General features: G+C 29.0%; 11 protein-coding genes. 9 read left to right on the top strand and 2 right to left on the bottom strand.

All coding sequences use genetic code 11. From position 1 onward, the window contains the following. The 9 genes from PLW95_03175 to PLW95_03135 all read left to right on the top strand — a co-directional run. Window positions 1-310, top strand: a 310-nt coding sequence (locus PLW95_03175; GenBank protein ID HOV21667.1) for a hypothetical protein, incomplete at its 5' end; no start/stop codon positions are given. Between the two features lie 17 nt (window positions 311-327). Next, on the top strand, window positions 328-753 hold the full coding sequence (tsaE, locus tag PLW95_03170) for a tRNA (adenosine(37)-N6)-threonylcarbamoyltransferase complex ATPase subunit type 1 TsaE (protein ID HOV21666.1): 426 nt from the start codon (window positions 328-330) through the stop codon (window positions 751-753). Beyond that, window positions 743-1996 (top strand): uroporphyrinogen decarboxylase family protein, encoded by a 1254-nt coding sequence (locus PLW95_03165; protein ID HOV21665.1) that lies wholly within the window; start codon window positions 743-745, stop codon window positions 1994-1996. Before tsaE ends, PLW95_03165 begins: the two co-directional genes overlap by 11 nt. Continuing rightward, window positions 1993-2940 (top strand): ROK family protein, encoded by a 948-nt coding sequence (locus PLW95_03160; GenBank protein HOV21664.1) that lies wholly within the window; start codon window positions 1993-1995, stop codon window positions 2938-2940. Before PLW95_03165 ends, PLW95_03160 begins: the two co-directional genes overlap by 4 nt. After that, complete coding sequence (gene fmt, locus PLW95_03155) at window positions 2937-3869, top strand: methionyl-tRNA formyltransferase (GenBank protein HOV21663.1); 933 nt, start codon at window positions 2937-2939, stop codon at window positions 3867-3869. The genes PLW95_03160 and fmt overlap by 4 nt, the downstream gene beginning before the upstream one ends. Before the next feature lie 46 nt (window positions 3870-3915). Next, window positions 3916-6138, top strand: a complete 2223-nt coding sequence (locus PLW95_03150) for a DEAD/DEAH box helicase (protein ID HOV21662.1) — start codon at window positions 3916-3918, stop codon at window positions 6136-6138. A gap of 51 nt (window positions 6139-6189) precedes the next feature. Then, window positions 6190-7398: an aspartate kinase gene (locus PLW95_03145; protein ID HOV21661.1), complete on the top strand. Its 1209-nt coding sequence runs from the start codon at window positions 6190-6192 to the stop codon at window positions 7396-7398. Between the two features lie 47 nt (window positions 7399-7445). Next, window positions 7446-8480, top strand: a complete 1035-nt coding sequence (locus tag PLW95_03140) for an SGNH/GDSL hydrolase family protein (GenBank protein ID HOV21660.1) — start codon at window positions 7446-7448, stop codon at window positions 8478-8480. Beyond that, window positions 8477-9346, top strand: coding sequence for a prolyl oligopeptidase family serine peptidase (locus PLW95_03135; GenBank protein HOV21659.1), 870 nt, complete (start codon window positions 8477-8479; stop codon window positions 9344-9346). Before PLW95_03140 ends, PLW95_03135 begins: the two co-directional genes overlap by 4 nt. A 6-nt stretch (window positions 9347-9352) precedes the next feature. On the opposite strand, the gene PLW95_03130 is transcribed toward PLW95_03135, so the two are convergent. Both PLW95_03130 and iorA read right to left on the bottom strand, forming a co-directional pair. After that, the gene (locus PLW95_03130; GenBank protein HOV21658.1) at window positions 9353-9922 is read right to left on the bottom strand and encodes an indolepyruvate oxidoreductase subunit beta; all 570 of its coding nucleotides are present in this window, start codon (window positions 9920-9922) and stop codon (window positions 9353-9355) included. After that, a complete protein-coding gene (gene iorA / locus PLW95_03125; GenBank protein ID HOV21657.1) occupies window positions 9906-11681 on the bottom strand; it encodes an indolepyruvate ferredoxin oxidoreductase subunit alpha in 1776 nt (591 codons plus the stop codon). The genes PLW95_03130 and iorA overlap by 17 nt, the downstream gene beginning before the upstream one ends. Between the last annotated feature and the right edge of the window lie 79 nt (window positions 11682-11760).

Below are 11760 nucleotides of genomic sequence, written 5' to 3'. Positions count from 1 at the left end.
TTTTATTAAAAATTATGAAAAATTATTTTTTAACAGAGATGTTAAATCGTTCTTTGAGCTAAAGACAGAACCACAGGTTTTAAATATTGGTTATAAAACAAATAATACTTTTATTATACACTTAATAAATTATAAAAAAGAGGAAATAAAAAATTTAAAAATTTTTATAAACGAGAAAAATATTAAAAATATCAAATTGTCTTCTCCAGAAAATTCAAATGGCACAATACTACCTATTTCAGAAGAAAAAATGGGAAAATTTGTTCAGATATCAGATTTAAAAAAATGGGCAATATTAATAGGACATTAGATACAAAAAGGTAACAAATGGGAATTTTTTATACAAATTCTGGAAACGAAACAGAAAAATTAGGAGAAAAATTTGCTAAAAGTTTGAAAAAAGGAGATATTGTTGGTTTTTCAGGTGAATTGGGAAGTGGAAAGACAACTTTTATAAAAGGGATTGTTAAAAAATTATGTAACTTACAGGCAATAAGTCCTTCTTTTGTTTTAATAAACGAATATTATGGGAAAATACCTGTGTTTCATATTGACCTTTATCGCCTTGAAAACGAAAGAGAAATTGAAGAAATAAATTGGGAAGAATATATTGGAAAAGGAATTATTTTAATTGAATGGGTTGAAAAAATTAAAAAAAATTTACCTGAAAAGTTAATACTTGTAAAAATTGAAATTTTAGATGATAATAATAAAAGAAAAATTAAAATAAAAAGGAGGAAAAATGATAAGTAGAGAAAGGATTTTAAGGACATTAAATCATAAAATACCTGATAGAGTTCCTATTCATGACAGTATCTGGGATGCAACTATAAGAAGATGGCGTAAAGAAGGTTTGCCAGAAGATATGACCCCATCTGAATATTTTGGATATGAATTAGAATTTTTTGGTGCAGACACAACTCCTAAATTTCCGGTAAAAGTTATTGAAAGAAGTGAAGAATACATAATTTCAACTACTCCTTATGGAGGTAAAAGAAAAAATCACAGGGATTATTCAACAACACCTGAAGTTATTGATTGGCCCATAACAAAAAAGGAGGACTGGAAAGAAATAAAAAAACGGCTTACTCCTGATTTTACAAGAGTTGACTGGGCAAGTGGTTTATCTCGTAATGTGTCAGCATACGAAGAAGGGAAATTTTGCTGTTTTTCTGGTGGATATGGATATGATATTTTACAAAATTACATAAAAAGTGAACAACTTTTAATTTCAATGGCAGAAGGCCCTGATTGGGTAAAAGAGATGATAATGACATTAGCAGAACTTACAATCATTATGGCTGAACTTATGATGAAAAATGGATTTAAGTTTGATGGAGCATTTCTTTATAATGATATGGGATATAAAAATGGACCTTTATTTTCTCCTGAAACATATATGAAAACACATTACCAGGCAGATAAACTTGTATATGAATATTTTCATTCAAAAGGTATGAAAGTTTTTCTTCATAGTTGCGGAAATGTAAAAGAATTAATTCCAATTCTTATAGATGTTGGACTTGATTGTCTACAACCGTTGGAAGTAAAAGCAGGAATGGACCTAATTGAACTAAAAGAAAAATTTGGGGCTCAACTTTCTTTTATGGGTGGAATTGATGTAAGATTGATGGAAGACCCTGACCTAACAAAAATTGAAGAGGAAATAAAGAAAAAATTTGAAGTTGCTAAAAAAGGGGGTGGATATATTTATCATTCAGACCATTCAGTCCCAAAAACTGTAAGTTTCCAGCAATACTCAAATATAATTGAACTTGTTAAAAAATATGGTGTATATTCTGAATATGAGGAAATTTCAGAAAAAGAAGAAAAAATACCTATAAAAGAACCTATGGAGAAAAGTCAGCCCTTAAAAAAAGAAAAAAGAGGACTTTTCCGGAAAAAGGAAGAAAAGAAAAAAGAAGTTCAATCACCAGAAGAAAAAAAAGAAAAAAAGGGCTTTTCACTATTTAAAAAGAAAGAGGAGAAAAAATGAAATGTGTTGGAATTGATTTAGGAGGAACTTTTATAAAGGCAGGGCTTGTTGATGATAAGGGAAATATTATAAAGAAAAATCAATTCCCAACAAGAGGTGAGGAAGGTAAAAGAGAAATTGTCCTTTCACAGATTGAAAATGCAATCAACTTTTGCCTTGATGGAGAAAATAAAAATGAAATAATAGGAATTGGCATAGGAACACCTGGGCTTGTTGATGATGAAGGGATTGTTTATGGAGCACCAAATTTACCTGGCTGGGATAATTTACCTTTAAAAGATATTTTCGAAAAAAAATATGATATAAAGGTAGTCATTGAAAATGATGTTAATACTATTGCATGGGGAGAATATCTTTTTGGTGCTGGTAAAGGTTATAAAACCATGATATGCATTACACTTGGAACAGGGGTTGGAGGAGGAATTGTTAAAGATGGAAAACTTTTAAGAGGAGAAAAATATTCAGCAGTTGAGATAGGACATATCACAATTGATTACAAAGGACAAAAGTGTAAATGTGGAAATTATGGATGTATAGAAAGATTTGTTGGTAGAGATTATATTGTTGAAAGAGCAGTAAATGCAATAAAAGAAGGGAAAGAAACAAAAATATATGAACTTGCTGGTGGAAACTTAAATAAAATAACGCCAAAAATAATTTCTGATGCATATAATTTAGGTGATGAAGTTGCAAAGGATATATGGACTGATGTTGGAATTTGTTTAGGAGCATTATTCTCTTCTCTTATTAATCTTCTTAATCCAGATATTATAGTCATAGGAGGAGGAATTTCACAGGCAGGGGATATTCTTTTTGAAACAATAAGAAAAACAATAAAAGAAAGAGCAATGAAAAAACTCAGTGAAAATGTAAAAGTTGTTCCAGCAGGTCTTGGAATTGACTCTGGTATTATTTCTTCTGCCTCTTTACTTTTTACAAAATGAAAATAATTTATTTTGGAAGTGACGAATTTGGAATACCATCTCTTTATGAATTGAAAAAAAATTTTAATTTATTGACTATTATAACAACTCCTGATAAACCAAAAGGAAGAGGACAAAAAGTTCTACCAACTCCTACAAAAATATGGGCGATAGAAAATAAAATTGAAGTTTTAACACCAGCAGAATTTGATGAAAATTTTATTTCTAAATTAAAATCATTAAATCCAGACCTAATTGTTCTTATTTCTTATGGGAAAAAATTACCAGTAGAAATCTTAAAAATACCAAAATTGTGTTCTATAAATTTACATCCATCACTTCTTCCAAAATATAGAGGACCTGCTCCTATTGAATGGTGTTTAATAAATGGGGAGGAAGAAACAGGAATAACTGTTATTAAAATGGAAGAAAACATAGATGCAGGGGAAATAATAGAACAGAGAAAATTCCCAATTCTTCCTGATGATGATGCAATTACTTTAAAAAATCGTCTTTCAAATGAAGGTAGCAAAATTTTAATTTCTGCTATAGAAAAAATAAAAAAGGGAGAGAGAGGTGAAAAACAAAAAGGAATTCCTTCTTATGCAAGGAAATTAAAAAAAGAAGATGGTAAAATTAACTGGGAAAAAAGTGCAAAAGATATACACAACCTTGTTAGAGGAGTTATTGAATGGCCAACCGCTTACACATATATTGAAACAAAAAATGGGAAAAAGTTAATTAAAATTTTTAAAACAGAAATAGAAAAAGAAAGTGGTAAATTTGGTATGATAGGAGAAATAATTAAAATTGGAAATGACTTTATTGAAGTTGCTTGTGGAAATGGAACTATTAAAATAAAGCAATTGCAGATGGAAGGTAAAAAAAGAATTGAAACATCTGAATTTTTAAAGGGATTTCATTATCCTCTTACAAAATTCACAAATTAAAATTCCACTGGGCCTGGTCTGCCTGACCTGGTCTGGAGGGAAATAAATGAATAATGTCTTAAAATTTCTAAATTATCTTAAAAATTCTGACTTAAAGAAACATATTGTTTATCTTAAAACTATTAAAGAGAAAAAAGGTGAAAAATATGATATACCTGATTTTATAAGTCCTGAAATAAAAAATTATCTTAAAGAAAATGGAATTGAAAAAATTTATATTCACCAGAAAGAAGGACTTGAAAAACTAAATGATAAGAAAAACATAATAATTACAACACCAACAGGTAGTGGCAAAACACTTATTTATAATACATTTGTAATTAACCATATACTTAAAACACCTGATTCAAAAGCACTTTATATATTTCCAACAAAAGCATTAACTCAAGACCAATTAAAAACATTAAAAAATTTTAGAAAAAAATTCCCTTCAATAACAGCAGAAATATATGATGGTGATACACCTGAAAATATAAGAAAAAAAATCAAAAGAAAATTCCCTTCAATTGTTCTTACAAATCCTGATATGCTCCATATTGGAATTTTACCTTTTTATTCATTATGGAGGGAATTTTTTTCTGAACTTTCTTTTGTAGTTATTGACGAAGTTCATACTTACAAAGGAATTTTTGGCTCTAATGTTTCTCATGTTATAAGACGGCTAAGAAGAATTTGTAATTTTTATGGGAGCAACCCACAATTTATTCTTTCTTCTGCTACAATTAAAAATTCAGAAAGTTTTGCAGGTCAACTTGTTGGACTTGATTTTGAATCTATAAAAGAGAATTCTGCTCCTTCCGGGAAAAAACATTTTGTTTTCTGGGATACACTTGAGGACTCTCCTTATACTCAAACAATAGAATTGATGAAAAAAAGTGTTGAAAATGGACTTTCAACAATTGTTTTTACAAATAGCAGAAGGGCAACTGAACTTTTACAGATATGGGGAATTAAAAATCCATCCTTAAAAAATGTAATTTCTTCATATAGGGCTGGTTATCTTCCAGAAGAAAGAAGAGAAATAGAAAAAAATTTGTTTGAAGGGAATTTAAAAGGAGTAATATCAACAAGTGCTTTAGAATTAGGAATTGATATTGGCTGGTTAGATACCTGCATTCTTTTTGGTTATCCAGGAAGTATAATAAGTACCTGGCAGAGAGCAGGAAGAGTTGGAAGAAAAAATAATGAGTCCATTGTTATTTTTGTGGCACTTTCTGATGCTCTTGATAAGTATTTTTTAAAAAATCCAGATGAACTTCTTGAAAGAGAATTTGAAGATGTAATTATAAATTTTGAAAATGAAATAATTACTGAAAATCATCTTAAATGTGCTTGTTTTGAAATGCCTTTCAGTGAAAATGAAATAAATTTGTATGGTAATTTTATAAAAGAAATACTTGAAACAAAATTCAAAAAAACATTTGATGGAAGATACTTTTACTCCGGAAAATATCCACATACACAGGTTAATTTAAGAACGGTTGGGGATATTTTTTCAATAGTTGAAGTAGATACAGGAAAAATCATAGGAGAAATTGAAGAAAATAAAGTTTATTATGACTGTCATCCAGGAGCAATTTATTTACATTTAGGAAATAAATATTATGTTTCATTTATAAAACCACAAACAAAGCAGGTAATTGTTCAGAAAGCGAAAGTTGATTATTATACCCAGGTTAATTGGTGGGAAAAAATTAATATAATGGATATGATAAAAGAAAAAGGAAATGAATTCAAAATTAAATTTGGTAAAATTGAAGTCACAACTAATTTTGTCAGTTATGAAAAAAGGAAAGAAAAAGACAAAACGCTTATTGGCCTTTATCAATTAAATTTACCAGATATAAAATTTCAAACACAATCTCTGTGGATTGAAATACACGAAAAACAAATTGAAGAATTTAAAAAGAGAAAGATTGATTTTCATGGGAGTATCCACGCAGTTGAACATTCAATTATAGGAATTTTTCCTGTTGAAGTCCCTTCTGATAGAGGTGATATTGGTGGTTATTCTTTCCCTTTTCATCAACAAACAGAAAAAGCAACAATATTTATATATGATGGGTATCCTGGGGGAATTGGAATTACAAAAACTGGATATGAAAGAATAGAAAAAATTCTAAATTTATCTTATGAAAGTGTAAAAGGATGTAAATGTGAATCTGGCTGTCCATCCTGTATTCAGTCACCAAAATGTGGAAATAAAAACAATCCACTTGATAAAAGAGGGTGCCTTTTTCTTCTTGAAACAATGCTTGCCAATATATAATTTTGTAAAAGGAAAAAATAGTGTAAAATTATTACTTAAAAAAGGTAAAAAATGGATATAATAGTTCAGAAATATGGTGGTAGTTCTTTAATAGATATTGAAAAAATAAAATTTGTTGCAGAAAGAATTGTTGAAACAAAAAAAAATGGATATGGTGTTGTTGTTGTTGTTTCTGCTATGGGAAAAACAACAGATAACTTAATTTCCTTAGCAAAACAGATAACTACTTTCCCTCCTGCAAGAGAACTTGACCTTCTGCTGTCAACTGGAGAAATGGTATCCGTATCTCTTGTTTGTATGGCTATTGAAAATTTAGGGTATGAAGCAGAAGGGTTTCCAGGATATTTTGCAGGTATAAAAACAGACAATGTTCATACAAAAGCAAGAATCCAGAAAATAGACCCCAAAAACATAATAAGGGAATTAAATAAAAATAAAATAGTTGTAGTTGCTGGATTTCAGGGAATAAGTTTTGAAAATACAATAACAACACTTGGGAGAGGTGGGTCTGACCTTACTGCAATTGCAATTGCTGCGGCAATAAAAGCAAAATTATGTGAAATATATACAGATGTTGAAGGTGTTTTTACAGCAGACCCAAATATAATCAGTGAAGCAAAACTTATAAAAGAAATATCTTATGATGAAATGCTTGAAATGGCATGGTCAGGAGCAAAAGTAATGCAGGCAAGAGCAGTTGAATTTGCAAAAAAATATAAAGTGCCATTTGTTGTGAAACCAACTTTTAACAAAAAGGGGGAAGGAACAATGATTAAAGAAATGGAAGTAAAAGAAGGAGCAAGTGTTTCTGCTGTTTCAATTGACAAAAACCAGGCAAAAATAACAATTTTTAGAATTCCTGATAGACCTGGAATTGCTGCTGAAATTTTTACCTCAATAGGAAATGAAAATATAAATGTTGATATGATTGTTCAAAATGTAAGTAAGCAAAACTATGCTGACATTTCATTTACAGTTGATATAAATGACCTTGAAAAAGCATTTGAAATATCCCAGAAATTAGGAGAAAAACTTGGTGCAGAAAAAGTTGAAAAAGACACTGATATTTGTAAAATATCAATAATTGGAATTGGAATGATGAATAATCCAGGAGTTGCAGGAAGGATGTTTTCTGCTATTGCAAAAGTTGGTGTAAATATAGAAATGATAAGTACTTCTGAAATTAAAATCTCTTCTATTGTAAGAAAAAAAGACGGAGAAAAAGCATTAAAACAGGTACATAAAGAGTTTATTCAATAAAAATATAACAATTTCATTTTTAAATTTGCTTTAAAAAGGAGAAAATTATGATTTACAAAAATGTTGAGTTATATAATGTTTATGAATTAGTTGAAATTGGCAAAGAAAAAAACATAATTTCAAGGATTCCCGATGTGTTAAGAAAACATCTAAAACAGAACGAATATTTACAAACAAGGGCATTGATGCCTGATGGATGTGAAATAAGGTTTAATTTAAAAAGTGATATAGGGAAAATTATGCTTCAGGCAAAAGATAAAGGGGCAGGTGGTATTTATGAAATTTATCAAGGAAATTTTTTTCATTCGTTTCAATGGATTTCTGATGAAATTACAACAATTACCTTAAAAAGAGAAGACCTGTTATCTAATAGTAAAAAATTAAAAATTTTGACTGAAAAAAATGGGCTACCTTTTGACCCAATTTTGACAAGAATAATTCTGCCACGTTCTATAATTTTAAAAATAGTTGATATTGAAGGTAATTTTGACATACCAGAAAAAGAACAGGTTCCTTCCATTAAATACTTATCTTATGGTTCTTCAATTACGCAAGGACAATCTGCAATAAGACCTACAGGAAGTTATGTAATGAGAACTGCACAACTTCTTGGTGTTGACCTTATAAATTTGGGTTTTGGTGGTGGAGCACATTTAGAAAAAGAAATGGCTGATTACATAGCAGAAAAAGTTAAGTGGAACTTTGCTACTCTTGAAATGGGAATAAATATGTTGTATAATTTTGAAGTTGAAGAATTTAAAAAAAGAGTTGAATATTTCATACCTACAATAAAGGAAAAAAATCCTGATAAATATATTTTTTGTATTGATATTTTTACATTCGGTAGTGATTTTTTTGATGATTGCAATGGAAAAGAAAAAAAATTTAGAGAAATTGTTAAAAAAACAGTTGAAAGTTTAAATAATGAAAAAGTTATTTATATACCTGGAACTGAAATTCTGAAAAATGTTGATGGACTTGGAGTTGACCTTGTTCATCCATCACCTTCTGGTATGGAAGAAATAGCATGGAATTTATCAAGTATAATAAAACCAAAAATTAAACAGGAGAATAATATATGAGAAAGTACGAGATAACTTATGAAAACTTAAATTCCGAATCATATCTAAAACCAATAACACTTTTAGTAATTGAGCCAGATAAAATAAATTCTGAAACAGGAATTATGTTTTTTACTCACGGCTGGGGTGGAAATAGATTTCAGCCGGTTGATAGAATGGAATATGCTACAACAAATTTCAATGTAATTTCTATTTCAACAGAATATAGACAGAGTGGATTTGATTTTAATTCTATAACAGGTCTTGGTTCATATGTTCCTTATGATGCAAGTTTTTTTCAGGTATTTGATGTTTTAAATGGTTTAAGGTTTTTTTTAAGCATAAGGGATATAAATAGAAAAAGAATTTATCATTATGGAGGTAGTCAGGGTGGACATATATGCCTTTTAAGTTCAATTTTTGCTCCTGATACATTTACATTTGTATATGCTTCTTCTCCAATAGTAAAGTTAACAAATACATATATTGATTGGGCAGGAAGATATTTTGGTGATTATGAAATTTCTATAAGAGATGTAATGGAGCATGCTAATTTAATAAAATGCCCTGTTTTTTTAGAACATGGTACAAACGACCATGTAGTTCCACATAATGAACATACTGAAGAACTCGTAAAAGAATTAAAAAAATTAGGGAAAAATGTCTTTGTAAAATATTATGAAAATGGTGGGCATGACTTACAGCCAACTTCAACACGACTTGAAGCATTTATGTGTATGTGCAAAAAAAATATTTTTGACTTCAAAAATGAAAATATAGATGATTTCCAAAAAGGCAGTATTGTGAGAATTCCAGCAGGTAGTAAAACACTTGTTATTGATTGGTCTAAAAAAATTTCTGATAATAACCTTTTTTTCTGGGAATAATTCACTTTATAAATGATATAATTCCCTTCCAGATTTAAAAAAAAGATAATTAATTTTGACAAATTCTTTTTTTACATACATATTTATTGCATTTATAAAAGATTCCTCTTTTATAGGTATAAAATTTGAAGCAAAACCAAGCATTAATATATTCAAACATCTAACATAACCTAATTCTTTTGACTTTTCAGTAAAATTCTCAATATAAATTTTATCTGTTTTTCTTTTTATAATTTTAATTATTTCTTTTTCATCATATTCATACCCAATTATAGGAATTTTATAACTATTAACTACACAAATTCCATTTTCTTTAAGATAATTAGAATATCTTGCTACTTCAAGTGGTTCAAATCCAATTAAAATATCTCCCTTCCCATAAGGTATTTGAGGACCATAATTACAATTCAATCGTATATGTGCCTCTACTGAACCTCCTCTTTGTGACATTCCATGAATTTCAGTACCTCTGACAGAAAATCCTTCTTCTACACCTGCAATACCAATTATATTTGAGGTAAGAAGTATTCCTTGTCCTCCAACTCCACAAATCAAAATATCAACCCTTTTTTTCATCTTTGACTATTGCCTTATAAGGACAAATATTTTCACACATTCCACATCCATTACATAAAATTCCAATTTCTGCTTTGCCATTTTTAAAACTCATGGCAAGACAGTTAATAGTTAAACACAATTTGCATCCCTTACATCTTTTTGAGTCAATATAATATTGGATTTTCTTTCCTTTTGATGTAATTATACATTCTCTCTTAAAAATTATTACTTTTACTCCCTTTTTATCTTTTATTCCCTTTATTTTTTCTATTGCTTCTTTTATTTTATATGGGTCAACTTCAATAACATCTTCAACTCCACAATTAGATATTAATTTTTTAAGTTCAATTTCAACTGTTTTTTCTTTCTTAGCATTTATTCCTGTTCCTGGATGTGGTTGATGACCTGTCATTGCAGTTGTCCTATTATCAAGAATACATATAACTTGATTTGCTTGATTATAAACTGCATTTATAAGGGCCGGAATTCCTGTATGAAAAAATGTTGAATCCCCAATAATTGATACTACATTATTTTTTTCAAATCTTGACATACCACTGCCCATAGAAATACCTGCTCCCATACAAAGACATGTATCAATTGTTTCTAATTTAACACCAAGTGTATAACACCCAATATCTCCTGGAAACAAGGCATCTTTCCCAAAAACCTTTTTTAGAATATAAAAAGAACCTAAATGAGGGCACCCTGCACATAAAACTGGCGGTCTTTCTGGAATAGAAAAAGAATAATATTTTTTCTTTTTCCCTCTTATTTTATAAAATGTCTCTTCAACTTTATCAACTGATAGTTCACCTTCTTTATCAGTAAAATTATTTATTTTCCCATAAATTTTATTTTTTAAATTATAAATTTTAGAATAAATATAAATCTGTTCTTCAGCAACCGGGTCTCCTTCTTCAAAAACGACAATTTCATTAACACTTTCTAAGAAATTTTTTAATTTTTTTTCAGGTAAAGGATATGTTGATACCTTAAAAATTGGGGAATTTTTTTTCTCTGTTTCTACAAATTCTTTTACATAACTATAAGTAAGTCCACAGGCAACAATACCTATATTACTTTCTCCTTTCTCAAATTTACTGAAAGGCAATTTCTCAACTTCTTTTTTTATTATTTCCTGTTTCTCATTCAAATTTTTTAGTGCTACTCTTGCATTTGAAGGAACCATTACAAATTTTGAAGGATTTTTTTTAAATCCATAATCACTAATTTTTTTTTGTCTTTTCCCAATCAAAACATCTGATTTACCATGGGATAACTTTGTAACACTTCTAATCATAACTGGAAGTCCAATTTTTTCAGAAAATTCAAAAGAAAATTTTGCTATATTTTTACTCTCTTGAATTGATGATGGCTCAAAACAAACTGTTTTTGCCAATTGCCAGTATCTTCTACTATCTTGCTCATTTTGAGAAGAATAAGCAAAGGGGTCATCTGCAACAATTATTACCAGCCCCCCAATTATACCGGTATAAACAGATGTTATAAAAGGGTCTGAAGCAACATTTAAACCAACATGTTTCATAATTACACAACTTCTTCGCCCTGTTAAACTTACACCATAAGCATTTTCATAAGATACTTTTTCATTTATACTCCATTCAATATAAATATTTTCCTCTTTGCTTATTTCAACTAATTTTTCTGTTATTTCAGAAGATGGGGTCCCAGGATAAGCAAAAGAGGCCTCAAGTCCTCCTTCAAAAAGACCATAAGCAAGTGCTTCATTTCCAAGTAAATATTTTTTTTCCATTGTATTACCATTAAGAAAATATTTTAACATAAAAATATCGTTGACAAATTTTTTTACAATTTTAAAATAGTTAATACTT

The sequence above is a fragment of the bacterium genome (assembly GCA_035370465.1).
GTDB lineage: Bacteria > Ratteibacteria > UBA8468 > B48-G9 > JAFGKM01 > JAGGVW01.
The sequence above is the reverse complement of the archived record's forward strand: the minus strand, read 5'-3'. Positions and strand labels throughout refer to the sequence as shown.

Bases quoted from the DNA above. Each gene is read 5' to 3' on its own strand.
- tsaE (HOV21666.1), top strand. From the start codon at position 328: ATGGGAATTTTTTATACAAATTCTGGAAACGAAACAGAAAAATTAGGA.
- PLW95_03165 (HOV21665.1), top strand. From the start codon at position 743: ATGATAAGTAGAGAAAGGATTTTAAGGACATTAAATCATAAAATACCT.
- PLW95_03160 (HOV21664.1), top strand. From the start codon at position 1,993: ATGAAATGTGTTGGAATTGATTTAGGAGGAACTTTTATAAAGGCAGGG.
- fmt (HOV21663.1), top strand. From the start codon at position 2,937: ATGAAAATAATTTATTTTGGAAGTGACGAATTTGGAATACCATCTCTT.
- PLW95_03150 (HOV21662.1), top strand. From the start codon at position 3,916: ATGAATAATGTCTTAAAATTTCTAAATTATCTTAAAAATTCTGACTTA.
- PLW95_03145 (HOV21661.1), top strand. From the start codon at position 6,190: ATGGATATAATAGTTCAGAAATATGGTGGTAGTTCTTTAATAGATATT.
- PLW95_03140 (HOV21660.1), top strand. From the start codon at position 7,446: ATGATTTACAAAAATGTTGAGTTATATAATGTTTATGAATTAGTTGAA.
- PLW95_03135 (HOV21659.1), top strand. From the start codon at position 8,477: ATGAGAAAGTACGAGATAACTTATGAAAACTTAAATTCCGAATCATAT.
- PLW95_03130 (HOV21658.1), bottom strand. From the start codon at position 9,922: ATGAAAAAAAGGGTTGATATTTTGATTTGTGGAGTTGGAGGACAAGGA.
- iorA (HOV21657.1), bottom strand. From the start codon at position 11,681: ATGGAAAAAAAATATTTACTTGGAAATGAAGCACTTGCTTATGGTCTT.